Raw genomic sequence first — 24857 nt, 5'->3', positions numbered from 1 at the left:
GTTATTCCGCAAGCTGCGGCGCGCCGGCGGGCATCGCACCGGCCCATTTGGCGCGTGCCTTGCGGATCATCGCCTTCAGCGCGTCCGCGCTGCGCGCCCAGGCCGCGGCGGTCGCGTCGCTCCACGCCTCGCCCGCCGCGGCGCCGAGCTCGGCGACCGTCATGTCGATGAAGGCGTCATATTCCTCGATCGGCAGCGCGCCGTAGCTCCTGTGGGTGAACACCAGCTCGGCGACGAGCGGCCACACCCACGCCTCGCCCGACGCCAGCCCGACCATCATCTGCAGCGTCTCGTCGGTCATCCGCCGCGACGCGGCGTCGACCGAGATGAAGCTCGGCCGCCGTTCGGGAAAGGCCGCGAAGAAGCGCTCGAACAAGGGCAGGCGGACATCGATGCCGGCATCGGCGACGGCGATCAGGCTCGCCTCCATCAGTGCGACGTCGTCCGCCATCTGTCCCCCTCACGTCATCCCGGCGAAGGCCGGGATGACGGAAAGGAGGAACGGGAATATCATTTAAACAGGCTACCCAAAATGCCGCGCATCAGCTGGCCGCCGAACTTGCCCGCGACCTGCCGCCCGAGGTTGGTCGCCGCCGAGCGCGCCGCCGATTCGACCATCTTCTCGGCGAAGCTCGGCTTGGCGGCCTCGCGCGCCGCGGCCTTTTCCTGTTGCAGCCGGACCTTCTCCTCGGCGACCTTGCGCTTCGCCTCTTCCTTGGCGGCGATCGCCGCCTGTTTGTCGGCCTCCTCCTGCGCCTTGGCCTCGACCGCGGCGGCCTGCGCCTGCTCGGCCTTGGCGGCGAGCAGTTCCTCGGCGCTCTCGCGGTCGACCGCGGTGTCGTATTTGCCCTCGACCGGCGAGATCGACTTGATGATCGCGCGCTCCTTGGCGTCGAGCGGCCCGGCGCGCGAGCAGGGCGGCTTGATCAGGGTGCGCTCGACCGGCGACGGCGCGCCGTCGGGCATGAGCAGCGAAACGAGCGCCTCGCCGACCTTGAGCTCGGTGATCTCGCGCGCGACATCGACCTTGGGGTTGGGGCGGAAGGTGTCGGCCGCGGCCTTGACCGCCTTCTGGTCGCGCGGGGTGAAGGCGCGCAGCGCGTGCTGGACGCGGTTGCCGAGCTGGCCCGCGACATCCTCGGGAATGTCGATCGGGTTCTGCGTGACGAAATAGACGCCGACGCCCTTAGAGCGGATCAGGCGGACGACCTGCTCGATCTTCTCGGCGAGCGCGGGCGGCGCGTCGTCGAACAGCAGATGCGCCTCGTCGAAGAAGAAGACGAGCTTGGGCTTGTCGGGATCGCCGACCTCGGGAAGCGTCTCGAACATCTCCGAGAGCAGCCAGAGGAGGAAGGTCGCGTAGAGCTTGGGGCTCGCCATCAGTTTGTCGGCGGCAAGGATGTTGACATAACCGCGGCCATTGTCGTCGAGCCGGATCATGTCCTGGATATCGAGCGCGGGCTCGCCGAAGAAATGGTCGCCGCCCTGGCTTTCGAGCGTCAGCAGCTGGCGCTGGATCGTGCCGACGGTGGCCTTCGACACATTGCCATATTTGACCGTCAGCTCGTCGGCATTCTGCGCGCACCAGGCGAGCATCGCCTGCAGATCGCCCAAATCGAGCAGCAGCAGATTCTGTTCGTCGGCGACGCGGAAGGCGATCGCGAGCACGCCCTCCTGCACCTCGTTGAGCCCCATCAGCCGCGCGAGCAGCAGCGGGCCCATTTCGGAAATGGTGGTGCGGATGGGGTGCCCCTGCTCGCCGAACAGGTCCCAGAAGATCACCGGATTGTCGCGGTACGTCCATTCGGCATCGCCGATCTCGGCGGCGCGCTTTGCAAAAATCTCGTGCATCTTCGACGTCGGGCTGCCCGCCATCGCCATGCCAGCAAGGTCGCCCTTCACGTCGGCGACGAACACCGGGACGCCGACCGCCGAGAAGCCCTCGGCGAGCCCCTGCAGCGTCACCGTCTTGCCGGTCCCGGTCGCGCCCGCGATCAGCCCGTGGCGGTTCGCGCGCTTGAGGACGAGCGACTGGCGCGGTCCGTCCGCCGCCCCGCCGCCGCCGAGCCCGATATAGATTTCGCTGGCCGTGCTGCCGTCGCTCACGCTGTTTTCCTCCACTGGTCACAATTCGCCCAAGGTCTAGAACGCGGCGATTGCACAGGCAATCGGCAAGAGGGGGGGGCTGCTTTGGGGTTGGAGCGGACGTTCGTGGTCCCCGGCGAAAGCCGCGGCCCATGAACGGCAGCTTCCCACCCCTAAGCGCCCTGCCACCACCCCGGGCAAGCACCGCCGCCTAAAATTCGAACCCGCGCTGCGTCGGCGCCACGGCCGCCGGCACCACGCCCTCGAGCTCCAGCATCGCCGCCTTCGACTGCGCGCCGCCGGGGGCCGAGAAGCCGCCGATGCGGCCGCCGGCGGCGGTGACGCGGTGGCAGGGGACGATGAGGGGGACGGGGTTGCGCGCCATCGCCTGGCCGACGTCGCGCGCATATTCGGGGCCGTGGCCGAGCGCCTGCGCGACCGCGCCATAGGTCGTCGTCTCACCCCAGCCGAGCGCGCGCACCAGGCGGTAGATGCCGGCGAAGGCCGGGTCCTGCACCGCGGGGTCGACGGGGACGCCGGTGAAATCGATCCGCTCGCCCGCGAAATAGCGGACAGCCATGTCGATCACCGCGCGCACCTCGGGCGGCGGCGCGACGCGCGCCGCGCCGGGCAGGCGGTTCAGGAGCGAGCGCTCGCTTTCGCGCGCATCCGGCGCGGGCAGGCGAAAGCTGGTGACGCCCACGCCGTTCCAGCCGATCGCGGCGACGCCCGCGGCGGTCTCGAACAGCTGGTAGAAATCACGCGCCATCGCCCGGCCTCCCTGTCGGTGGGACCGATATGGGGCGGCCGCCGGACGAAGCCAAGCTTCACCCCATGATGAAGGCGTTGAGCTTGTTGCCGTCGGGGTCGCGAAAATAGCCCGCGTAAAAACCCTCGCCGCGCGGTCCCGGAGGGCCTTCGCAGGTGCCGCCGTTCGCCAGCGCGAGGTCGTAGAGGCGGTGGACCTGGTCCTTGTCCTTCGCCTCGAGCGCGACCATCACGCCGTTGCCGACGCTCGCGACATTGCCGTCGAAGGGCTTGGTGAGCCCGATCCCCGCGGCGCCCGGCTTGCCCCAGGCGATGAAGGTGTCGAATTCCATCATCCGCGGCGTTTCGAGCTCGCCCGCGATGGCATCGTAGAAGACCGCCGCCTTGGCGAGATCCTGCGTCCCCAGCGTCACATATCCGATCATCGTCTCTCTCCCGACTCGTGGAGAGAACATAATAGGAACAATGACCGCGAAGGGCAAAGACTTTCAAACCCCTCCCGCCTGCGGGAGGGGCAGCGAGACTTGCTCCGGCGGCAGCCGGAGTTAGTCGCAGCGGGGTGGGCCAGCGGCGTGGCAAATGCCCACCCCGCTGCGGCTAACGAACAAGTTCGTAAGCCTCGCTCCCCTCCCGCAAGCGGGAGGGGATAGAGAAATCATTTCTTCAACCGCAGCGCGACATCGGCCGAGGGGCCGCCGCGGCGCAGGATTTCGACGAGCACCGCGTCGCGGCCCGCCGCCTTGGTGTCGGCGACGACCTTGGCCAGCGCGTCGGCGGTGGTCACCGGGGTGCGGGCGTTGCCCGCGCTCAGGATCACGTCGCCGCGGCGGATGCCCTTGCGGCCCGCGTCGCTCGTGCCCGAAGCGGCGGCGATCACCAGGCCCTTGGTCGATGCGTCGACGCCGACCGACCGGGCGATGTCGGGGGTCAGCGGCATCACGGTCAGGCCGAGTTCGGTCTGGATCGCGGCGTCGGCGGCGCCCGCCGGATCTTCGGTCGGGGCCTCGTCCTCGGGGTCGAAGGTCGAACCCGCGAGCTGTTCCTCGGGCGGACGCTTACCGACCACCGCCTGGATCGTCATCGTCTTGCCGTCGCGGATCACCTCGAGCGGGATGCGCGTGCCGGGTTTGACGCGCGCGACGATGTAGGAGAGCGTCTGCTGCGGCGTGACTTCCTGGCCGTTGACCCTGGTCACGACGTCGCCGCGCTTCAGCCCCGCCTTGTCGCCCGCCTCGCCGGGTTCGATGCGGCCGATGCGTTCGCCGCGGTCCTTGGGCAGGCCGAGCGCCGCCGCCATATCCTCGTCGACCGGGGTGATGCCGATGCCGAGGTAACCGCGCTCGACCGCCTGGCCGGCGCGCAGTGCCTCGATCACCGGGATCGCGGCGTCGGCGGGGATGGCGAAATTGACGCCGATGTTCGCGCCGACGGGCGAGATCAGCATGTTGTTGATGCCGACGACATTGCCCTGCAGGTCGAACAGCGGACCGCCCGAATTGCCGCGGTTGATCGCGGTATCGGTCTGGATATAGCGGTCGTAGGCGCCGCCCTGGCCGAGGTTGCGCTGCACCGCCGAGATGATGCCCGCGGTCACCGTCGAGCCGAGGCCCAGGGGATTGCCGATCGCGACGACCCAGTCGCCGACGCGCGCGTCGCTGCCGGTCGCGAATTTGACGAAGGGCAGGCCGGTCGCCTCGATCTTGAGCAAAGCGAGGTCCGACGCCGGGTCGCGGCCGACGATCTTCGCCTTATATTCCTTGCGGTTGGTGAGCGTGACCGTGACCTCGTTCACCGCCTCGCCGCGCGGGCCGCCCGAGATGACATGGTTGTTGGTGACGATATAGCCGTCGGCCGAGATCAGGAAGCCCGAGCCGCCGCCCTGCTGTTCCTGCGTGATCGGCTCGCGCGTGCCCGCGAAGGGATTGAGGCGGACGCCGAGGGTCACTTCCTGCTTGGTCGAGATGTTGACCACCGCGGGCTGGAGCTGCTCGACGAGGTCGGCGAAGCTTTCGGGCGCGCCCGAGCGGGGGACGACCTTGGCGATTTCGCTCGATTCATTCTGCGCGACCTGCGCGCCGACGGGGGACTGGGTGACCAGCGCCAGCGCCGTGCCACCCGCCAGCAGAGCCGAAGTGATGCCATAAACATAACGCACGATCGAAATTCCTCTTCTGTACACGAAAAACGCTCACCCCGGCGGCGGTTGTCTGCTTCGCCGCGGCTGAACGGCGATTGAACATGAACGACGCCTGCAGGCCCCGTTCAGCCGCGGGGATCAGTCGCCGCGGAAGCGGCGCAGATATTCATTGTCGGGCGACAGGATGATCGACGTTCCGCCCTCGTTGGTCGGCCGGAAGGTCTGGTCATAGCTCTGCATCGCGCGCCAGAAGTCGTAGAATTCGGGATCCTTGCCATAGCTTTCGGCATAGATGCGCGCGGCCTCGCCGTCGGCGGCGCCGCGGATGATCGCCGCTTCCTTCTGCCCCTCGGCGCGGATCGCGGTCGCGACCTGCTGGCGCGCGGTGCGCATGCGGTTGAACGCGAGCTGCAGCGTCTCGCCCTCGGGCAGGTCGGCGCGCTTGATCCGCACGTCGATGACCTCGGCGCCATATTTGTTCGCCTCGCGGTTCAAGGCGACCTGGATATTGTCCATCACCGCGCCGCGCTCGGGCGACAGCAAGGTCGCGAAGGTGCGCTTGCCGAGCTCGTTGCGCAGCGACGAACCGAGGATCGTCGCCAGCTGCTGCTGCAGCCGCTCCTCGGTGCGGATCGCGGTGTACATGCGCACCGGGTTGGTGATGCGGAAGCGCGCGAAGGCGTCGACCTGCAACCGCTGCTGGTCGGTCGAGAGCACCTGCTGGCGCTCCATGTTCACGCCGAGCACGCGCTTGTCGATATATTGGATGCCGTCGGTGAAGGGCACGCGCAGCACGAGGCCCGCGCCCGACCGGCCGAAATCCTCATTGGGCTTGTAGCGGTTCACCGTGCGCTCGATCTCGCCGAAGCGCAGGATCAGCGCCTGCTTGTCCTCGGGCACGATCGCCAGCGACTGCGACAGGATGACGAGCAGGACGATGATGCCGATGAGCAGGCGCATCGGGCGCTGGGTCAGATTCTCGAACATCACTGGCCTCCCTTCGTAGCGGGGGCGGGCGTGGCCGCGGGCTCCTGCATGCGGCGCTGCACCTCGGGAAGCGGCAGATAGGGGGTGACCCCCCGCGCCTCGACGATCGTCTTGTCGACGTTCGACAGCACGCGCTCCATCGTCTCGTAATAGAGCCGCTGGCGCGTCACCTGCGGCGACAATTTATACTGCTCGTAGATCTTGTCGAACGCCGCGGTCTGGCCGCGCGCGCCTTCGAGCACCTGCGCCTCATAGGCGCGCGCCTCGTTGATCGCCGATTCGCGCTGCTGCTGCGCGGCGGTCACGGCCTTGAAGGCCTCGTCGACCTCGCTCGGCGGATCGACCTGGCGGATCGCGATGCCCTGGATCGTCACCCCGGCGCGATATTCGTTGAGCAGCGCCTGCATGCGCTGCTGCACCTGCGCCTCGATGTCGACGCGTCCCGGGCCGATCGCCGACACGAGGTCGAAATTGGCGACGGTGGCGCGCATCGAGGTTTCGGCGACCTCGCGGATCGTGCCCTCCGGATCGGCGAGCTGGAAGAAGAAGAGTTCGGGATCGCGCACCGACCAGCGCACTTCATAGGCGAGGTCGACCAGGCTCTGGTCGCGCGTCAGCACGAAATTCTCGTCGGTGGCGTTGGGCGAACCGATCGGCATGGTGCGGATCGCGCGCACGTCCTCGAGGCGCATCGTCTCGATCGGCGCGGGCCAGGTGAGTTTGACCCCGGGACCGACGGTGCGCGAATAGCTGCCCAGGCGGACGACCACCCCCTCCTTTTCGGGGGGGACGATGTGGAAGGAGGAAAAGATCGCCCAGATCGCGATGAGCGCGAGCACGCCCCATTTCCAGAGCTTCGCCGAATCGGGCAGGTTCATGCGCCCGCCGCCGCCGTTGCCACCGTCTCCGCCGCCGAAGCTGCCGCGACCCTTGCGCAGCAGTTCGTCGAGCGCCGAGGGGCCGCGCGGCTTGCGGCCGCGGTTGATGTCGACCGGATCGGGGCTGACCCACGGGTTGCGCGGGCCGGGCTTCCTACCGCCGCCCTCACCGCTGCCGCCGTCGCCTTTCCCGTCGTCGCCGCCCTTGGGGCCCCAGGGATTGTTCGCCATCGCGGTCGCGATCCGGCTCAAAAAATGCCGCACACCCGAAAGGGCGCGGCGTCCCATAACGTCGCTATTCTCGTTGCTCATATCGCTTTTATAGGGGCGAGCCGCGCGATTAACAGGGGGTGCGCACGAAAATGGCTGGCAATCGGTTCGCGCAACCCTATCTGCCACCGACATGACCGACACCGCTCCCCTCGCCAGCATCGCCACCGACCTCAGCGGCGGTCGCACCTCGGGCCTCCGCTTCCTCGACGGCGAGGGCACGCTCGCGATCGTCCTCGACGTCACCGGGCTCGCCGAGGAGGAGCGCCAACCGCTCGAGGAAAAGATTCGCGCCGGGCTGCTCGCGCGTCCCGGCGTGACCAGCGTGCGCGTCGCGATGACCGCCGAGCGCAAGGGCCTCACGATCATCGCGGTGGGCAGCGGCAAGGGCGGGGTCGGCAAGTCGACCCTCGCCGCGAACCTCGCGGTCGCGCTGCAGCGCCGCGGGGTCAAGGTCGGGCTGGTCGACGCCGACATATACGGCCCGTCGCAGCCCCGGCTGATGGACAGCGAGGGCGTGAAGCCCGAGGCGCGCGGATCGAAGCTCGCCCCCGTGCCCAACGCCTATGGCGTGCCGATGCTCTCGACCGGGCAGATCGCGGCGCCCGGCCAGGCGATCGCGTGGCGCGGCCCGATGGCGGGGCGCGCGCTCGAACAGCTGGTCGATGCGAGCTGGGGCGACATCGACACGTTGGTCGTCGACCTGCCGCCCGGCACCGGCGACGTCCAGCTGACGATGATCCAGAAGCACAAGCCTGCGGGAGCGATCATCATCTCGACCCCGCAGGACCTGGCGCTGATGGACGCGACGCGCGCGATCACCTTCTTCGAGCAGGCCGACGTGCCGCTGATCGGCCTCGTCGAGAATATGGCGGGTTATGCCTGCCCGCATTGCGGCGAGACCAGCGATCCCTTCGGCAGCGGCGGCGCCGAGGCCGCGGCGAAAGTGATGGGGCTCGATTTCCTGGGCCGCGTGCCGCTGTCGATGGGCATCCGCCTCGCGAGCGACGGCGGTGTGCCGCCCGCCGCCGGAACCGATCCGCAGGGCGCGCCGTTCCACGCGATAGCGGCGAAGGTCGCCGACTGGCTCGCGGCGAACAAAAAATAGGGAGGCGCAGCCCCCATTTATCTCAGGAGAGGCTCATGGCGATCAACGACGACAGCGAAATCCGCGAGTTGCTGGGCCAGCCGCGCCGCATCGCGGTCGTCGGCGCCTCGCCGAACCCGGCGCGCGATTCGAACCATGTGCTCGCCTTCCTGGTCGGCCAAGGCCATGACGTGATCGCGGTGAACCCCGGCCACGCCGGCAGCACGATCCACGGCGCGCCGGTGGTCGCCAACCTCGCCAATGTCGAGCCGCCCGCCGAGATCGTCGACATCTTTCGCAGCAGCGATGCCGCCGGCGCCGCGGTCGACGAAGCGATCGTGCATGGCGCGAAGGCGGTGTGGCTGCAGATCGGGGTGATCGACGAGGGTGCGGCGAAGCGCGCCGAGGCGGCGGGGCTGACCGTGGTGATGGATCGCTGCCCCGCGATCGAGATTCCGCGCCTCGGTTTGCGGCGGTGACAGAACAACGCTGAATTTCACGCCGAATATTTTGGCGATCCTATCGATCGCAAACGCGCACCGATGGCGGTTTTGGGGTGGTTTCCAGACCGTCCCCTGGTTCGGTTAGTGTCGAGCGAAGTCGAGACACGCTTGGGCAGCGCCAGCCTTCACGTGTCTCGACTTCGCTCGACACTAACGGGATTTATAGGTCGGCTTGTCCAGTTAACGACCGAAAGCGACCGAACCGCATCTGCCATATTTATTCGCGCAGAGGCGCAGAGGCCGCAGAGAAGAAAGATCATCCTCTCTGCGGCCTCTGCGCCTCTGCGCGAATATTATGATAGCCTGCGGCAGCTTCCACCCGATACCGGACGATATCTGGATTTCGCCCCCGATTTCCGACAATGAGGGCACGATGAAACACGCCCTTCCCCTTCTCGCCGTCGCCGTCCTCACCGCCTGCGCCGCCACCCCCGCGCCGCCGGACCCGCAGGACGCCTTTTTCGCCGCGCTCACCGCGCGCTGCGGGCAGGCCTATGCCGGGCGGATCGAGACGAATGACGCCGCGGACGCGAACATGCAGGGCAAGGCGATGGTGATGCACATCCGCCGCTGTACCCCCGAGCGGATCGAGATTCCCTTCCACATCGACGGGCTCGGCCCGAAAGGCGGCTGGGACCGGTCGCGCACCTGGGTCGTGACCCGCACCGAAACCGGCCTGCGCCTCAAGCACGATCATCGCCACGCCGACGGCACGCCCGACGAGGTGACGATGTACGGCGGGGATACGGCGAGCGAAGGGACGGCGACGCGGCAGCTATTCCCGGTCGACGCCGAATCGATCGCACTCTTCACGCGCACCGGGCGCAGCGTGTCGAATACGAACATATGGGCGATGGAAGCGACGCCGCTGGGTTTCGCCTATGAGTTGCGGCGCGAGGGGCGGCACTTCCGGGTGGGCTTTTCGTGGAACCGCTCGGTGAGCCCGCCGCCGCCCGCGCCGTGGGGGTGGTGATCCCGTCATTGCGAGGAGCGAAGCGACGCGGCAATCCAGAGTAGCGCAAACCAGCTCTGGATTGCTTCCCCCGGCTTTCGCCGGGGTCGCAATGACGAAGCAGGTTAATCGCCGCCGCCCCTCCACCATGCTTCGCATGGCCCCCCTCCCCACGGCTTCGCCGTAGGGAGGATTAATAAGCCTTTGCCTCGCCGACTCGCCCCGCCTATCAGCATCCCCGATGGCGGGCATTCGCGACAGCATCGATAAAAAGAAGCGGCGCCTGCCGCCCATCAGCCGCCGCTCGCTGCTCGTCGGCGCGACCGCCGCGGGGGGGCTGGCGCTGGCGTGGAGCCTCTGGCCGCGCGACTATGCGCCCAACCTGACCGCCGCACCCGACGAGCATATCTTCAACGCGTTTTTGAAGATCGGCGACGACGGCCATGTCAGCGTCATCGTCCCGCAGTGCGAGATGGGGCAGGGCGTCACCACCCTGCTGCCGCAGATCATCGCCGACGAGCTGGGCGCCGACTGGCGCACGATCGCCGTCGAGACCGCGCCGATCAGCCCGCTCTATACCAACACGCTTTTGGTGGACGAGGATAGCGCGGCCTTCACCCCGCGGTCGATGGTACCCGACGCGGTCGCCGACGTGCGCAGCTGGGCGCGGCGCGAATGGGCGGTGCGCCACGCGGTGATGCTGACCGCCAATTCCTCGTCGGTGCGCATGTTCGAGCGCCCGTGCCGCGACGCCGCGGCGCAGGCGCGCGCGCTGCTGATGATGGCGGCGGCGCGGCGCTGGGACGCCGATTGGGAAGAGTGCGACACGGCGAACGGCTTCGTGACGCACGGCCGAAAGAAGCTCCGCTTCGCCGAGGTCGCCGCCGCCGCGGCGCTGCTCGAACCGCCCGCCGAGCCCGTCTATCGCGCCGCGAGCGCCGACCCGCTCTATGGCCAGGAACTGACGCGGCTCGACCTGCCCGCGAAGGTCGACGGGTCGGCCAACTATGCCGGTGACATCCGCCTGCCCGACATGGTCTTCGCCTCGATCCGCCAGGGACCGCTCGGCGCGACGCGGCTGAAGAGCATCGACAAGAAGGCGGGGCTCGCCTCGCCGGGCATGCTCTATGTCGTCGAGCAGGCGCATTGGGTCGCCGCGGTCGCGCGCAACTGGTGGGCCGCGAACCGCGCGCTCGACAAATTCGCCCCCGTGTTCGAGACCGCGGGCGCCCCGATCTCGTCCGACGGCATCGACAAGGCGCTGAAGGCCGCGCTCAAGGCCGACGGCCACCGCATCGTCAAGCGCGGCGACCCCGGCGAGGCGATGGAGGGCCGCGCGAGCCTGGGCGCGACCTATGCGGTCGCCCCCGCGCTCCACGCGCCGATCGAGACGCGCACCGCGACCGCGGCGCCCGACGGGGCGAGGCTGCGCGTCTGGACCGCGACGCAGGCGCCCGGACAGTGCCGCGCCGCGATCGCCGCCGCGACGGGGCTGTCCGAAAACGACGTCACGCTCTTCCCGATGATGGCGGGGGGCTCGTTCGACGCCTGCCTCGACCACGAGGTCGCGGTGCAGGCGGCGCTGATCGCGCGCACGATCGGCCGCCCCGTCCAGCTCGCCTGGTCGCGCGCCGAGGAGATCATGCGCGACATCCCCCGCCCGCCGGCGCGCGCGCGCATGGTCGCAACGCTCAACGCCGCGGGGGGCATCGACGCACTCGTCGCGCGCATCGCGGTGCCGTCGACGACGCACGAGGTGCGCGAGCGCCTCTTCGAGCACAAGGCCCCCGATGCCGCGCAGCGCGCCGCCGCGGGGGCGTCCGACGCCGCCGCGGTCGAGGGCGCGGCGAGCGTCTATGCCATCCCGCACCTCGCGGTCGATCATTGCCCCGCCGACATCGGGCTGCCCACCGGGCGCTGGCGCGGCAATGCCGACAGCTACACCGCCTTTTTCACCGAATGTTTCGTCGACGAAATGGCGGCGAAGGCGGGACTCGACGCGCTCTCGTATCGCATGGCGATGCTGGGGCAGCAGCCCCTGCTCGCGCGCTGCCTGCTCACCGCGACGAGCATCGGCGGGTGGGAGGGCATGCTCTCGGGATCGGGACAGGGGCTCGCGTGCCACAGCATGCGCGGCAGCCATATCGCGCTGATGGCGACCGCGCGCCCGAGCGACCGGGGACTGCAGGTCGAGCAACTGGTGGCGGTCGTCGACGCGGGGCGGCTCGTCAATCCGGCGATCGCGCGCCAGCAGGTCGAGGGCGGGCTGATCTTCGGCCTCGCCGCCGCGGTGGGCGCGACCACCGACTATGCCGGCGGGGTCGCGACCGCGCGCAAGCTGGGCCAGCTCGGGCTGCCGCGGCTCGCGCAATCGCCCGAGATCGTCGTCGAATTCGTCGAGAGCGACCGCGACCCCGGCGGGCTCGGCGAGATCGGGGTGCCCGTCGTCGCCCCGGCGATCGCCAACGCGCTCTACGCCGCGACCGGGCGCCGCATCCGCCGCATCCCGCTGAGCCCCGAGCTTGCATGAGCCGGCCCGCCGATCATCCCGCCACTGCGCCGCCGCGCGTCGGCGTGCTGCTGGTCAACCTCGGCACGCCCGACGCGCCCGACGCGCCGTCGGTGCGCCGCTATCTGGCCGAGTTCCTGTCCGACCGCCGCGTCGTCGAAATCCCGCAAATCCTGTGGCAGCCGATATTGCGCGGGATCATCCTGACCACGCGGCCGAAAAAGTCGGCGCATGCGTACAGCCAGGTGTGGACCGACGAAGGCTCGCCGCTCGCCGCGATCACGCGGCGCCAGGCGGCGGCGCTGCAGGCCGCGCTCGGCGACGATATCCGCGTCGCGCATGCGATGCGTTATGGTCGGCCGGCGATCGCCGCGACGCTCGATGCGATGTTCGCCGCGGGCTGCCGCCGCATCCTGGTCGCGCCGCTCTATCCGCAATATTGCGGCGCGACGACCGCGACGGTGACCGATGCGGTCAATGCGCATCTCGCCGGGCTGCGCTGGCAGCCGAGCCTGCGCTTCCTGCCCCCCTATGCCGACGACGACGCTTATGTCGATGCGCTCAAATCCTCCGTCGAGACCGGCCTCGCCTCGCTCGACTTCGTCCCCGACGTGCTGCTCGCCAGCTTCCACGGCATGCCCGAACGGACGCTGCACCTCGGCGACCCCTATCATTGCCAGTGCCGGAAGACCGCGCGCCTGCTTTCGGAAGCGCTCGGCCGCCCGGTCGAGGTCGCCTTCCAGTCGCGCTTCGGGCGCGCGAAATGGCTCGAACCCGCGACCGACGCGGTGCTGGCGCGGCTGGGCGGCGCGGGCAAAAAAGTCGCGATCTTCGCGCCGGGCTTCGCCGCCGACTGCCTCGAAACGCTCGAGGAACTCGCGATCCGCGGCAAGGAACAGTTCGAAGCGGCGGGGGGTACGCATTTCGCCTATATCCCCTGTCTGAACGATAGCGCCCCGGGGCTTGCGATGCTCGAAGCGCTGATCCGCCGCGAACTCGCGGGCTGGGCCTGAGCGGGGCGTTCGCTTACCTCCTGTTTAACCTATTCCCCTAGGCTGGTCCGCGAGTCTCCAGGAGGTCCGCGATGAGTCAGGTGCAATCGGCGATGCTGATGCTGGGGGGCGGTACGCTCGCCTATCTGCTCATCGTCTATTTCGTCTGGCAGCGCCGCCGCGGCCCCGCGCTGCCCAAGGCGCCCAAAGCCGCGCGCGTTCCCGGCGCGCCGCGCGAGAGCCGGATGCCCGGCCTGCCGCGCCGCGACCGCGCGCGCGAGCGGATCGCCGAGGAGCCCGTCGAAATCTCGGCCTCGCGGCTTGCGCGCGTCAGCGGCCGCGCGCCGCTGGAAACCGCGGCCGAAACCGCCTTCGAGGCACCCGCTCCGGCCCAAGCCGATATCCTCGTCGACGAGCGCGAACCGCTGCCCCCCGTGCCCGCCGAGCCGACCGAGGCCGACCGCGCGATGGTCACGCAGATGCTCGAATCGATGGTCGCTGAGGTCGAGCACGAGGCCGAGCTGATCGAGCGCCGCTGCAGCGAGCCCGTCGCGGTGCGCCTCGCGCCGCAAATCCCGCCGCGCACGGGCGAAGCGCGCACCAGCTGGCTCGGCGGGCGTCCGCGGCTCGACCCCGGCGCGGACTGGCCGCAGATCCGCGAGGTCCCCGGCCAGTTCATCGCGCAGATCGCCTGTGCCGACCTTCCCGCCGATATCTGGGACGGGCTCGGCCCGCGCCGCGGCAGCCTCGCGCTGTTCATCCACCCGCGCGACGGCGACGCCGCGTTGGTCCATGTCCATGCGGCGGGCGAGCCGGTCGATCCGCCGCACCCGCTCGACCCCGGCGGCAGCTTCTTCGCGCCCTATGGCGGGCTGCGCTTCGGCGACCTGATGCCCTTCGCGCGCGCCGCCTTTCCCGAATGGCCCGTCGACCTGGTCGCGGTGCGCCCGGGCGAGGCCGATCCGCGCGATGCGAACGGCGAAGACGGCGACGGTCCCGGGCTTCGCCTCTATCGCCTCGGCTACGATATCGCCGATCCCGCCTTCCATCCCTTCGACTGGCCTTCGATGCTCGCGATGGTCGACATCCTCGCGATGCGCATCGACCGTTACTGGAAAGAGGTCGACGGCCCCTCGCCGATCGACACCCAGCTCGCCGGCGTCGAGCGCCGGCTGATCAAGCACGACGACGGCGAAAAGGACCCGCTCGGCCGCGAGGGGCTGATCAACATGCGCGCGGCGCTGCAGGAGTTGCAGGCCGCCGCCGCCGCCGCGCGCGCCGCCAACCATGTCGCGCGCTTCCGCGCCGAGGAGATTATCGAGATCGTCCGCGAAAGCGCCACCAAAATGGCCTTTACCGCGACCGATTCGGCCGCGGTGATGGAGGCGCTGCAAGCGATCGAGTGGGTCAAGGTGCTGCGCAGGAAGGACCCGCAGGAACGCCCCGGCGCCGAGCTGATCGAGAGCCTGACGCTGCCGCTGACCCAGCATCATCCCGACGCGCCCTTGTGGGTCCACGACTATCACAGCATCTGGTTCGACCATGCCAAGCACGCCTATGCCGCGGACCCAGAGACGCTGTCGGAGGCGGCACGCGCGGTGTTCGAACCCTATGCACAGGAGCTCGCGGCGCGCGAGATGCCCAGCATCGGCCACATCCCCTTCCGCTACGTCCACGACTATGACGAGGAAAGCCACGCGACCCTGCTCGAACTGCCGACCAGCGGGCTGATGAGCTGGATCTTCGGCGACGTCGACCATCTGGTGCTGACGCTGCGCAAGGCCGACCTCGCCGCCGGCCGCTGGGACCGCCCGATCGTCCAGCTCAGCAACTGAAAATAGCTATGCGCTTGACGTAACGGTCAACTTGCGAGGCACTCCCGCGCGACCTAATCAGGAGCAAACCGGCCCTGTGGGAGAGCATAGAATATGGCACGCGTAGCAATCGTCACCGGCGGCAGCCGCGGTATCGGCGAGGCGATCAGCCTCAAGCTGAAGGAACAGGGCGTCACCGTCGTCGCCAATTATGCGGGCAACGACGACAAGGCGCGCGAGTTCAGCGAGCGCACCGGCATCGCCGCGCGCAAATGGGACGTCGGCGACCATCAGGCGTGCCTCGACAATTGCGCGGCGATCGCCGCCGAATTCGGCCCCGTCGACATCGTCGTCAACAACGCCGGCATCACTCGCGACGGCACCCTCGCCCGCATGAGCTACGACGACTGGGACGATGTCATGCGCGTCAACCTCGGCGGCTGCTTCAACATGGCGAAGGCGACCTTCGGCGGCATGGTCGAGCGCGGCTGGGGCCGCATCGTCAACATCGGCTCGATCAACGGGCAGGCGGGGCAGTACGGCCAGGTCAATTATGCCGCGGCGAAATCGGGCATCCACGGCTTCACCAAGGCGCTGGCGCAGGAAGGCGCCAAGAAGGGCGTCACGGTCAACGCGATCGCGCCGGGCTATATCGACACCGACATGGTCGCCGCGGTCCCCGCGCCGGTGCTGGAAAAGATTGTCGCGAAGATTCCCGTGGGGCGGCTGGGTCAGGCCGACGAGATCGCGCGCGGGGTGGCGTTCCTGTGCAGCGAGGATGCGGGGTTTGTGACGGGCTCCACGATGAGCATCAATGGTGGTCAACACATGTATTGACGGAGGCAGGGAGGCCCGATCGGACCTCCCCGTACCCTTTATTCGTCATCCCCGCGAAAGCGGGGATCCCGCTTTTTCCTTCTTCGTGTCTTTGCGTCTTCGCGCGAAATAATTTGGTTCGCGCAAAGGCGCAAAGAACGCAAAGGGTCTTAGGGTCGACCGTCCGCGCGTCCCTGCTCGCCCAGCAAGAAGCTGGATTCCCGCCTTCGCGGGAATGACGATGCAATAGGGGCGGGGCGTTTGGCTTACTCCACCGTCACCCCGACAACGCGCCAGCTTCCGCCCTCGCGCACCAGCGACAGCGTTTCGATCGCCCCCGGCTTGTTCGCATAATCGGTGCGGAACTTGACCATCTGATAGCCATAGGGCGGCGCGGGGACGGTCTCTTCGCCGAGCAGCACGCGCGCCTTCACTGTGCCGAGCGGGCCCTGCACCTGGCGCGCGACGCGGGCCCAGGTCTCGGCGGTGTTGAGCGCCTTGAACGACTGGCCGGTCGCTTCCCAGCTGGCGTTCCAGTCGCCCCGGTCGACCAGCGCGAGCCAGTCGCGCGCCGCCGCGACCGAAGGGCTTTCGGCGGAGGCGGTAGCGGGCGGTGCGGCGGGAGTATCGGCACTCCCCGACATCGAGGCGAAAGCGAGCAGGGCGAGAGCAAAGGACATGAACAAACCTCCGGCTATCCAGCCGGGCCGCCGCCCCATGCGGCGCGCCTCGGCTGATGCCATCGTCTGTTCCACGCCGGGGGCCGGCGCGGCTTCCCCCAAAACCTTGTCCCCGAGGATTTGGGGGTCCCGATGCTCGATCTCGCGCAGCTGGCGCGCCGCCTCGCGGCTGCTCGACACCGCCATCTTGCGCCGTGCGTCGCGCAGCCGTTCGTTGACCGTGTGCACCGACAGCCCCAGGTGGCGCGCCATCGACTTGGCGTCATAGCCGCTGACCAGCAGGCGCAGCGTCTCCTTCTCCTTTTCGGTGAGCGCCTGGATTCCGGCTGTCGTCACTTGGTTCGATCCTTGTCCGTCGGACGATAATCTAGGCCCCGCCCGAAACCCGGTCACCCCCAAATAAATCGTACCTCTTCAAGGGCGCCGGGGGTAAGATCACGCGATGGCCGCCCCCTATCACCCCCCGGTCAAACGCTCGGTGACGATCGCCGGCCACCCGACCTCGATCAGCCTCGAGCCGGTGTTCTGGGACGCACTCGAAGCCGAAGCCGCGCGGCAGGCGCTGCCGATCAACGCGCTGGTCGCACGCATCGACGTCGAACGGATGGAAGCGGAGGATCCGCCGAATTTGACCTCGGCGATAAGGCAATGGTTGTGGCGGGGGCGCTAATCCTCCCCGTGGCGAAGCCATGGGGAGGGGGACCGTTCGCGGAGCGAATGGTGGAGGGGCCTTGCGACGGTCGCACCATTGCCCCTCCGTCAGCGGCTGGCGCCGCTGCCACCTCCCCATCGCTACGCGACAGGGAGGATTATCGGCTGATCGCCCCGGCCACCGCTTTCCCGAACGCCGCGCCCTTGTCGGCGGCGAAGTGCAGGAACAGCGACGGCTCGATCAGCTCGAGCTCCATGATGTGCAGCTTGCCCGCCGCATCGCCGACCATGTCGACGCGCGCATAGACCGGCGGGGCGGGCGCCGCCGCCAGCGCCGCGGCGGCGAGCGCCTGCGCTTCGGCGCTCGCGTCCCATGCGGTCTCGCGGCCGCCGAACTGTTCCTGCACGCGGAAATCGCCCGCCGCGGGGCGCTTGACGATCGCGTGGCTGAATTGGCCGTCGAAGAAGAAGAGCGAGAACTCGCCGTCGGTCAAAATCCCCGGCATCAGCGGCTGCACCAGCCGCCTCTGCCCCAGCGCGTCGGCGGGCACGCCCGCGCCCGCCGCGATGCGGTGCGTGCCGTCGGCGCCGCCCGAGATTGCGGGCTTTATCACCACCTCATCAGCCCCGAGCCGCGCACGCGCGTCGGCCAGCCTGGCGTCATCGAGCGCCGCGACCTCGACGGTCGGCACCACCGCGACGCTTTTCGCCGCGAGCTGCGAGAGATAGGCCTTGTCGCTGTTCCAGCGCAGCACCGCGACGGGGTTGACCACCGGCAGCGCCTCGGCCTCGAGCCGGTCGAGCAAGGCGTACCAGGCCGGCACGTCGCGCTGATAGCCCCAGGAGAAGAGCGGCAGCACGAGGTCGAAGCCCCTGAGGTCGCCGGGGTCGCCCCAGACGCGCTGCTCGACCGCCAGCCCGGCACCCGCCAGCGCGAGCGCCTTGCGCGCGAAGGCGGGCTGCCATTTCTCGTAATAATCGGCCGCCGGAACGAGGATCGCGACGCGGGGTTGAAAGGGCAAGGAAGCTCTCCCGATAAATAGGGACAGTCCCTATTTAATTTCATCGACCGACAGATCGGAAACGGTGCGCGCGATTAAATAGGGACTGTCCCTATTTATCGCCCGCGGCGTCGCCGATTACCGCCCCAGCAGCCCGCGCGCTTGTCCGGCGATATGCGAGAGCATCGCGCCGTTCGGGTTCGGGATCGTCCGCGCGCGGTCGACCGTGGCGCGGAATTGCGCGACGCGCGGGCCGTTGTCGGCGAGCCACTTGGTCACCGCCGCGTCGAGGTCGCCCGCGGGCAGGCCGGCGAGGAAGGTCAGCCGCATCTGCTGGAAATCGCGCGCGAGGCTGTTGACCAGCAGGCGTTCCCACGGATCGGCGGGGCTCATATGCGCCGCCAGCGTCTGCGCCCAGTCGAGCCCCAGGGCTTCTCCCAAATGGGTGAAGGCGTGCGTCACCGCGATCTCGTCGTCGCCGCGCCGTTCGGCGAGGTCGACGATGCCGATCGCGCCGTCGGTCTTGAACAGGCGGACGACCGACGAGGCCAGCGCCTCGGGCGCGCCCGCGTCGAGCAATTGCTGGCTCAGCATGTCCCACTGGCGCTTGACCGAGGGGCTCAAGAGCCCGTCGACCCCCGCCATCAGGCGGTCGACCCCGGGTTCGAGCCGCGCGACGAGCGGGCCCGGATGCGTGCTGCCCGGCGCCGCGCGCAGGAGGTCGGCGATCTGCGAGGCCATCGCCGACGCCGCCTGGCTGAACAGCGACAGGCGGATCGCCTCGTCGATCTTCGCGGTGTCGAGCGACATCCAGATGTCGTGCATGCCGAGCAGGCGCTCGACCGCGACGAAGGCCGCGGCGACGTCGCCCAGCGAACAGCCTTCCTCCTCGACGAGTTCGAAGGGATGGACGACGCCCATGCGGTTGACGATGCGGTTCGCGAGCTTGGTCGCGATGATCTCGCGGCGCAGCTGGTGATCGGCGATCGCAGCCGCGAAATCGCGCTGCATCTCGACCGGGAACGCCGCCGCGAGGTCGCTCGCCAAGGCTGGATCGTCGGCAAGATCGCTATGCTCGATCGCATCCTGCAGCGCGAGCTTGGCGGTCGACAGCAGCACCGCGAGTTCGGGCCGCGTGAGCCCACGCCCCTCGGCCGAGCGGCGCAGGAGCTCGTCGTTCGCGGCCAGCCCCTCGACCTTGCGGTCGAGCCGGCCCGCGGCCTCGAAGGTCTCCATCACGCGCACCAGCGAAGGCACCGCCGCCGAGCCGCCCTTTTCGGCGATCGACAGCGCGAGCGCCTGGAGCCGATTATCCTCGAGCACCAGCGCCGACACATTGTCGGTCATCCGCACGAGCAGCGCGTCGCGGTCGTCCTGCGACAGGCGGCCTTCGGCCATCTCGCGGTTGAGCGCGATCTTGATATTGACCTCATTGTCCGAGCAGTCGACGCCCGCCGAATTGTCGATGAAGTCGGTGTTGATCCGCCCGCCATGCGCCGAGAAGGCGATGCGCGCGGCCTGCGTGACGCCGAGGTTCGCGCCCTCGCCGACCGCCTTGACGCGCAGATCCTCGGCATCGATGCGCAGCGCGTCGTTGGCGGGGTCGCCGACCTCGGCATTGTTCTGGCTCGCGGCCTTCACATAGGTGCCGATGCCGCCGAACCAGAGGAGGTCGGCGGGCGCCTTCAGGATCGCCGAGATCAAGGAGCCGGGGTCGATCTCCGCCTGCGACAGGCCGAGCGCGGCCTGCACCTCGGGGGTCAGCGCGATGCTCTTCTGGCTGCGCGGGAAGATGCCGCCACCCTTCGAGATCAGCTTGGCGTCGTAGTCGGCCCAGCTCGACCGCGGCAGCGCGAACATGCGGTCGCGTTCCTTCCAGCTCTTCGCCGGATCGGGGTCGGGGTCGAGGAAGATATGGCGGTGGTCGAACGCCGCGACGAGCTTGATCGCCTTCGACAGCAGCATGCCGTTGCCGAACACGTCGCCCGACATGTCGCCGCAGCCGACGACGCGGATCGTGTCGGTCTGGACGTCGACGCCCAGTTCGGCGAAGTGGCGCTGGACCGAGATCCACGCGCCCTTGGCGGTGATGCCCATCGCCTTGTGGTCATAGCCTTTCGACCCGCCGCTCGCGAACGCATCGCCCAGCCAGAAGTCGCGCTCCATCGCGAGCGCATTGGCGACGTCGGAGAAGGTCGCGGTACCCTTGTCGGCGGCGACGACGAAATAGGGATCGTCGCCGTCGTGGATCACCACGCCCTTCGGATGCACGACCTTGCCGCCCACGAGATTGTCGGTGATCGACAGCAAGGAGCGGATGAAGATGCGGTAGCATTCGGTCCCTTCCGCAAACCACGCATCGCGGTCGAGCGCCACGTCGGGCAAAGCCTTGGGATAGAAGCCGCCCTTCGCGCCGGTCGGCACGATGACGGCGTTCTTGACGCGCTGCGCCTTCATCAGCCCGAGGATTTCGGTGCGGAAGTCGTCGCGGCGGTCGGACCAGCGCAGCCCGCCGCGCGCGACCGGGCCGGCGCGCAGGTGGACGCCCTCGACGCGCGGCGAATAGACCCACACCTCGCGCCAGGGCAAAGGCTTGGGCAGGCCCGGGACGAGGCTCGAATCGATCTTGAACGCCAGCGCTTCCTTCGCCGCGGGGGCGAAGGCGTTGGTGCGCAGGGTCGCGCCGATCACCGCGTGGAAGAGGCGGAGGATGCGGTCGTCGTCGATCGACTTGATCGCGGCGAAACCCGCCTGGATCTCGGCATCGAGGAAGGCCGCGCGGTCGGCGTCGTGCTTCGCGGGATCGTGGAGCGCGCAGAAGCGCTCGACCAGCGCCGCGGTCAGGTCGGGCGCGTGGCGCAACGCCGCGACGACCGTGTCCATGCCATAGCTCGACCCGCCCTGGCGCATGTAGCGGAACCAGGCGCGCAGCCAGACGATCGCCTGCGGGTCGGTCTGGGTGACGATCACCAGCTCGTTGAAGGCGTCGTTCTCGGCCTTGCCGTCGAGCACCGCAGCGATCGCATTTTCGATCGTCTCGACATGCGGCAACAGCGCGGTCTCGTCGACGTTGGCGGGGACGCGGAGCGTGAAGTCGTGGATGACCACGGGCAGCTCGGCTTCGCCCTCTTCGGGCAGGCTGCCGGGCGCGCGCGCGGGATTCAGCGCGGTCGGGATTTCCTCGAGCACCTCGAAACCGAAATGTTCGAGCGCAGGGACGACGTCGGACAAGGCGAGCGGGCCGACGGCGCTATAGACCTTGAGCCGCAGCCGGTCGTCGCCGTCGAGGCTCTTCTTCGCCAGCCGCACGCTGCGCGGCTTGTCGGCGTCGAGGTCGCGCAGCCGCAGGATATCGCGCGCGGCCTCCTCGGGATCGTAGAGGTTGCGGTAGTTCGCCGGGAAGAGCGGCGCGAAGCGCGACGCCAGCGCCGCGGCACGCCCCGGGTCGCCGCGCTTGGCGAGCGCCGCCTCGACCTCGGGCTGCCAGCCGCGCACCATCTGTTCGAGCTGGGCGTTGAGCTTGTCGGCGTCGGGGACCACCCCGCCGCTGCGGAGGTCGAGCGTGTAGCGCAGGAGCGCCGCGCCGCCGTCCTCGAGCACCATCGTCCAGCCGATCACGCCCGCGCGCGCCTCGCGCACGAGCATCGCCTCGACCGCGATACGACGCCCGGTCGACACCTCGTCGCGCGGCAGCCAGACGAAGGCGAAGAGGTGGCGGCCGAGCGCGCTGCGCACCATCACCAGCTTCGGCCGCGGCCGGTCGGTGATCGACATCGAGGTGAGGACGAGGTCCTCGAGCGACGCCGCGTCGAAGGCGATGAGCAGGTCGTGCGGCAGCGCGGTCAGCGCATGCGCCAGCGCCTTGCCGGCGTGGCCCGTCGGATCGAAGCCGAATTTCGCCATCAGCGCGTCGAGCTGCGCGCGCAGCATCGGGACCTTGGCGGGCGGGGTCGATAGCGCCGCGCTGGTCCAGAGGCCGGCGTGGATCGAGAGCTTCTCGACGGTCTTGCCCTTCATCTCGGGCACGATGACGAGGTCGAGGAGCACGCGGCGGTGCACCGCCGACAGCCGGTTCGACTTGATCAGCAGCGGCGAATGCCCGCCGCCGTCGAACCAGGCGAAGGCGGCTTCGAGCGCGTTGGGCGACAGGAGTTGCCCGCTGCTCGACGCGCTGATCCCCAGCGGCTGTTCGACGTCGCCGCTGCGCGCGCGCCATTCGTGGCCGAGCTGGGTCATCGCGCCGCCCTCGAACCAGCGGAGCAGTTCGGCGCCCTCGCCCTCGACGCGCATCGCGGCGTCGGCGAGCATCGCGGCGCGCATCGCCTTCCAGTCGGCGACCGCGGCGCGCACGTCGGCGAGCGCGCCTTCGAGCCCGTCGAGCAGGCGCCGGCGCGCGCGCGCGTCGCCGCGCTCGAGCTCCATATAGATCACCGATTCGCGGCCTTCGCAGCCCGGGGTCGCGGCGGCGGCACCGGTCAGCGCGCCCTTGGCGTCGCGCGTCGCGGCGACCACGGGGTGCAGGATGCGGTGGATCACCAGCCCCTGCGCGCCGACGATCTGCGACACCGAATCGACGAGGAAGGGCATGTCGTCGTTGACCACCGCGAGGCGCATGCGGCGGTCGGTGCCGTCGGCGGCCATCGGCTCGAGCAGCAGCGACGGGGTGCCCGGGGTGCGGCCGAGCGAGGCGCGCGCGGCGAATTCGCCCGCATCCTTGAGCGCCGCGGCGTCGAGGTCGTCGCCCTCGCCGGGCAGCGCGCTGTCCTTCAGCGCGGCCTGATAGGCCTTGGAAATCTTCGCGGGAACGGGGGCGGGCGCCGCGGCCTCATGGTCGGCTTCGGCGGTTTCGGCAATCTTCTGGGGCATAGGGTTCAGGCTTCCCACTGAGGCGGGCCTGTGCCGGGGGGTGGCTGGCCCGTTCGCTGCCCGCCCCTATGCGCCTGTCGCGCGCGCGGCTCAACCCCCCGTGCGGGGGCCGCGTAAATATATTTCAATTTTTGGTTTGTCTGTTGCGCAAAGATCCTCCCCATCGCGAAGCGTTGGGGAGGGGGACCGCCGCCGCAGGCGGTGGTGGAGGGGTTTTGCGTCAGCGTTATTACCCCTCCGTCAGCGCTTCGCGCTGCCACCTCCCCATCGCTTCGCGTGGGGAGGATCTTGAACGAAATCCTACGACGTAATCACCACCGCCTTGCGCGCCAGCTTCGCCAGCAGCGCGTCGTCGTCGTCGGCCTTGGCGACGATGCCGATGTGGCCGCCGGGCATCGCCTTGGCGATCAGCACGACGAATTCGGCCTCGCCGGCGTCATGCTCGAGGATCACGGCGGGCTGCGCCGCGCGCAGCGTGTCGAACACCGGGTCGCGCTTCGCCTTCGCCGCGCCCGCGGGTTTGCGCTTCGCGCGCTCGTCCTTGACCAGTCCCTTGAGCCCGCCCGGATAGGCGTCGAGATAGCGCGCGAGGTCGCCGCGCCCGACGCCTTCTTCGCGCGCATGGCCGAGCACGCAGGCATATTCGGCGACGCGCGTCTTGTCGTAATTGGCGCCGAACACCAGCTTGACCAGCGGCGTCATCGGCGCACGTTCCTGCGCCTTCAGGCCCGCGTCGGCGAGCAGTTCGGCAAATTCTTGCGGCGCTTCCTCGGCGGCGAGCGCGAAATCCCATGCCTGGCCGACCGCCTGGTACAGCGCGCTGCGGCTGCGGCTGTCGGCGGCGAGCGCGCGTTCGGCGGTGTCGCGCGCCAGCGCCAGCCAGTCGGCGAGCGCGGCCCCCGCGCCAAGTTCGGCACCGGCGTCGAGCCCGTCCTCGACCGGCAGCACCAGCGCAGCGTCGACATCGGCAAAGGCGCCGAAGCCCGGCGCGGGTTCGTCGTCGATATGTTCGCTGTCGGGGCCGTCGGCCCACACCGGCACGGGCGCGGTCAGCGGCGCGGCGGTGCGCAGCGCCTGTTCGACCGACAGCTGCAATTCCTCTTCCTGCGCGGCGGGCGCGGCTTCCTTCCAGTTGATCACCCCCATGATGAAGTCGATCGTGTCGTCGTCGGACGAGAAGGGCAGCAATATGCCGCGGTACATGATCGTCACGCCGCGATCGTTGACGAATTCGGCCTCGAAGCCGATCGGCGCGCGGTTGGCGATGATCTGGAGATAATGGTCGGTCAGCCGCGACAGCAAAGAGCGGCCCGGGACCTCGCGGATATATTGGACATCCTCGTCGATCTGCGATTCGGCGCGCAATTTGTCGCCGAGGAAGGACAGGCCGGGATTCTCGATCCCGGCGGTGAAATCGAGCAGCACCGAAAAGGGGCCGAAATCGTCGAGATGGTCGAGGTCGAGATCCTCGACCGAGGGATAGGCGCGGTCGGACAGCAGCGACGCCCAATAATTATAGGCGCGCACCTGCATCCGCCGTTCGTCGACCCCGACGGAGGGCGGCGAATCGATCGCACCATCGTCCTGGCCGTGGCTGCCCGAAAGCAGTCCGCGCATGCTGTCCATCATTTATCCCCAGTCGCAAACATTGGTAAATGTCATGCAACAACACTGGTAAAGGTGGCGTAAACGATGGTGCGTGGGGCTGTTTGCTAGCGGGAGGCGGACCTTCTTAATCCTCCCTGCGGCGCAGCCGTGGGGAGGGGGACCACCCGAAGGGTGGTGGAGGGGTCGATGAGCGAAACCTCTGCGTTAGGCCGCCGCCCCTCCACCATGCTTCGCATGGTCCCCCTCCCCATCG

At 69.0% G+C, this 24857-nt stretch carries 19 protein-coding genes; 8 read left to right on the top strand and 11 right to left on the bottom strand.

Annotation, left to right across the window (positions count from 1 at the left end; translation table 11 throughout):
• Nucleotide 1: 1 nt before the first annotated feature.
• The 7 genes from ATE62_RS15395 to hflK all read right to left on the bottom strand — a co-directional run bounded on the left by ATE62_RS15395 (nucleotide 2) and on the right by hflK (nucleotide 7143).
• Complete coding sequence (locus ATE62_RS15395; protein ID WP_058808243.1) at nucleotides 2-451, bottom strand: hypothetical protein; 450 nt, start codon at nucleotides 449-451, stop codon at nucleotides 2-4.
• Nucleotides 452-510: 59 nt separating this feature from the next.
• A complete protein-coding gene (locus ATE62_RS15390) occupies nucleotides 511-2106 on the bottom strand; it encodes a helicase HerA-like domain-containing protein (RefSeq protein ID WP_058808272.1) in 1596 nt (531 codons plus the stop codon).
• A 190-nt stretch (nucleotides 2107-2296) separates the two neighbouring features.
• Nucleotides 2297-2854: a methylated-DNA--[protein]-cysteine S-methyltransferase gene (locus tag ATE62_RS15385; protein ID WP_058808244.1), complete on the bottom strand. Its 558-nt coding sequence runs from the start codon at nucleotides 2852-2854 to the stop codon at nucleotides 2297-2299.
• A 58-nt stretch (nucleotides 2855-2912) separates the two neighbouring features.
• Nucleotides 2913-3278 (bottom strand): VOC family protein, encoded by a 366-nt coding sequence (locus tag ATE62_RS15380; protein WP_058808245.1) that lies wholly within the window; start codon nucleotides 3276-3278, stop codon nucleotides 2913-2915.
• Between the two features lie 230 nt (nucleotides 3279-3508).
• Nucleotides 3509-5008 (bottom strand): trypsin-like peptidase domain-containing protein, encoded by a 1500-nt coding sequence (locus tag ATE62_RS15375; RefSeq protein ID WP_058808246.1) that lies wholly within the window; start codon nucleotides 5006-5008, stop codon nucleotides 3509-3511.
• A 120-nt stretch (nucleotides 5009-5128) separates the two neighbouring features.
• Nucleotides 5129-5977 (bottom strand): protease modulator HflC, encoded by an 849-nt coding sequence (hflC, locus tag ATE62_RS15370; protein ID WP_058808247.1) that lies wholly within the window; start codon nucleotides 5975-5977, stop codon nucleotides 5129-5131.
• Nucleotides 5977-7143 carry a protease modulator HflK gene (hflK, locus tag ATE62_RS15365; protein ID WP_058808248.1) on the bottom strand — a complete coding sequence of 389 codons (1167 nt, stop codon included), beginning with the start codon at nucleotides 7141-7143 and terminating at the stop codon, nucleotides 5977-5979. The genes hflC and hflK overlap by 1 nt, the downstream gene beginning before the upstream one ends.
• Nucleotides 7144-7258: 115 nt before the next feature.
• Between hflK and ATE62_RS15360 the strand changes: the two genes are divergently transcribed.
• The 7 genes from ATE62_RS15360 (at nucleotide 7259) to phbB (ending at nucleotide 15819) form a co-directional block, all read left to right on the top strand.
• Nucleotides 7259-8233, top strand: coding sequence for an Mrp/NBP35 family ATP-binding protein (locus ATE62_RS15360; RefSeq protein WP_058808249.1), 975 nt, complete (start codon nucleotides 7259-7261; stop codon nucleotides 8231-8233).
• A 35-nt stretch (nucleotides 8234-8268) separates the two neighbouring features.
• Nucleotides 8269-8691, top strand: coding sequence for a CoA-binding protein (locus ATE62_RS15355; protein WP_058808250.1), 423 nt, complete (start codon nucleotides 8269-8271; stop codon nucleotides 8689-8691).
• Between the two features lie 397 nt (nucleotides 8692-9088).
• Nucleotides 9089-9688, top strand: coding sequence for a hypothetical protein (locus ATE62_RS15350; protein WP_058808273.1), 600 nt, complete (start codon nucleotides 9089-9091; stop codon nucleotides 9686-9688).
• Between the two features lie 220 nt (nucleotides 9689-9908).
• The gene (locus tag ATE62_RS15345) at nucleotides 9909-12197 is read left to right on the top strand and encodes a xanthine dehydrogenase family protein molybdopterin-binding subunit (RefSeq protein ID WP_058808251.1); all 2289 of its coding nucleotides are present in this window, start codon (nucleotides 9909-9911) and stop codon (nucleotides 12195-12197) included.
• Nucleotides 12194-13189, top strand: coding sequence for a ferrochelatase (gene hemH / locus ATE62_RS15340; protein WP_058808252.1), 996 nt, complete (start codon nucleotides 12194-12196; stop codon nucleotides 13187-13189). Before ATE62_RS15345 ends, hemH begins: the two co-directional genes overlap by 4 nt.
• Nucleotides 13190-13260: 71 nt before the next feature.
• Nucleotides 13261-15003: a DUF1963 domain-containing protein gene (locus ATE62_RS15335; RefSeq protein ID WP_058818554.1), complete on the top strand. Its 1743-nt coding sequence runs from the start codon at nucleotides 13261-13263 to the stop codon at nucleotides 15001-15003.
• Between the two features lie 93 nt (nucleotides 15004-15096).
• Nucleotides 15097-15819 carry an acetoacetyl-CoA reductase gene (gene phbB / locus ATE62_RS15330; protein WP_058808254.1) on the top strand — a complete coding sequence of 241 codons (723 nt, stop codon included), beginning with the start codon at nucleotides 15097-15099 and terminating at the stop codon, nucleotides 15817-15819.
• A 245-nt stretch (nucleotides 15820-16064) separates the two neighbouring features.
• Here the strand turns inward: phbB and ATE62_RS15325 are convergent, their stop codons facing one another.
• On the bottom strand, nucleotides 16065-16814 hold the full coding sequence (locus ATE62_RS15325) for a helix-turn-helix domain-containing protein (protein WP_058808255.1): 750 nt from the start codon (nucleotides 16812-16814) through the stop codon (nucleotides 16065-16067).
• 106 nt (nucleotides 16815-16920) lie between these two features.
• Between ATE62_RS15325 and ATE62_RS15320 the strand changes: the two genes are divergently transcribed.
• Nucleotides 16921-17148, top strand: a complete 228-nt coding sequence (locus ATE62_RS15320) for a ribbon-helix-helix domain-containing protein (protein WP_058808256.1) — start codon at nucleotides 16921-16923, stop codon at nucleotides 17146-17148.
• A gap of 139 nt (nucleotides 17149-17287) precedes the next feature.
• Here ATE62_RS15320 and ATE62_RS15315 read toward each other — a convergent pair whose 3' ends face one another.
• The 3 genes from ATE62_RS15315 to ATE62_RS15305 form a co-directional block, all read right to left on the bottom strand.
• Nucleotides 17288-18151 (bottom strand): ATP-grasp domain-containing protein, encoded by an 864-nt coding sequence (locus tag ATE62_RS15315; protein ID WP_058808257.1) that lies wholly within the window; start codon nucleotides 18149-18151, stop codon nucleotides 17288-17290.
• Nucleotides 18152-18268: 117 nt separating this feature from the next.
• Nucleotides 18269-22996 (bottom strand): NAD-glutamate dehydrogenase, encoded by a 4728-nt coding sequence (locus tag ATE62_RS15310; protein ID WP_082662848.1) that lies wholly within the window; start codon nucleotides 22994-22996, stop codon nucleotides 18269-18271.
• Nucleotides 22997-23296: 300 nt separating this feature from the next.
• A complete protein-coding gene (locus ATE62_RS15305) occupies nucleotides 23297-24622 on the bottom strand; it encodes a hypothetical protein (protein WP_058808258.1) in 1326 nt (441 codons plus the stop codon).
• Nucleotides 24623-24857: the final 235 nt, after the last annotated feature.

This window comes from Sphingopyxis sp. HIX, from assembly GCF_001468285.1.
GTDB lineage: Bacteria > Pseudomonadota > Alphaproteobacteria > Sphingomonadales > Sphingomonadaceae > Sphingopyxis.
This window is presented reverse-complemented; position numbering and strand designations above follow the sequence as displayed.

Excerpts from the sequence above, each read along its gene's own strand:
- ATE62_RS15360 (WP_058808249.1), top strand. The coding sequence starts at position 7,259 with ATGACCGACACCGCTCCCCTCGCCAGCATCGCCACCGACCTCAGCGGC.
- ATE62_RS15305 (WP_058808258.1), bottom strand. The coding sequence starts at position 24,622 with ATGGACAGCATGCGCGGACTGCTTTCGGGCAGCCACGGCCAGGACGAT.
- ATE62_RS15385 (WP_058808244.1), bottom strand. The coding sequence starts at position 2,854 with ATGGCGCGTGATTTCTACCAGCTGTTCGAGACCGCCGCGGGCGTCGCC.
- ATE62_RS15350 (WP_058808273.1), top strand. The coding sequence starts at position 9,089 with ATGAAACACGCCCTTCCCCTTCTCGCCGTCGCCGTCCTCACCGCCTGC.
- ATE62_RS15335 (WP_058818554.1), top strand. The coding sequence starts at position 13,261 with ATGAGTCAGGTGCAATCGGCGATGCTGATGCTGGGGGGCGGTACGCTC.
- ATE62_RS15355 (WP_058808250.1), top strand. The coding sequence starts at position 8,269 with ATGGCGATCAACGACGACAGCGAAATCCGCGAGTTGCTGGGCCAGCCG.
- ATE62_RS15395 (WP_058808243.1), bottom strand. The coding sequence starts at position 451 with ATGGCGGACGACGTCGCACTGATGGAGGCGAGCCTGATCGCCGTCGCC.
- ATE62_RS15320 (WP_058808256.1), top strand. The coding sequence starts at position 16,921 with ATGGCCGCCCCCTATCACCCCCCGGTCAAACGCTCGGTGACGATCGCC.
- hflC (WP_058808247.1), bottom strand. The coding sequence starts at position 5,977 with ATGTTCGAGAATCTGACCCAGCGCCCGATGCGCCTGCTCATCGGCATC.
- phbB (WP_058808254.1), top strand. The coding sequence starts at position 15,097 with ATGGCACGCGTAGCAATCGTCACCGGCGGCAGCCGCGGTATCGGCGAG.
- ATE62_RS15345 (WP_058808251.1), top strand. The coding sequence starts at position 9,909 with ATGGCGGGCATTCGCGACAGCATCGATAAAAAGAAGCGGCGCCTGCCG.
- ATE62_RS15310 (WP_082662848.1), bottom strand. The coding sequence starts at position 22,996 with ATGCCCCAGAAGATTGCCGAAACCGCCGAAGCCGACCATGAGGCCGCG.
- ATE62_RS15380 (WP_058808245.1), bottom strand. The coding sequence starts at position 3,278 with ATGATCGGATATGTGACGCTGGGGACGCAGGATCTCGCCAAGGCGGCG.
- hemH (WP_058808252.1), top strand. The coding sequence starts at position 12,194 with ATGAGCCGGCCCGCCGATCATCCCGCCACTGCGCCGCCGCGCGTCGGC.
- hflK (WP_058808248.1), bottom strand. The coding sequence starts at position 7,143 with ATGGGACGCCGCGCCCTTTCGGGTGTGCGGCATTTTTTGAGCCGGATC.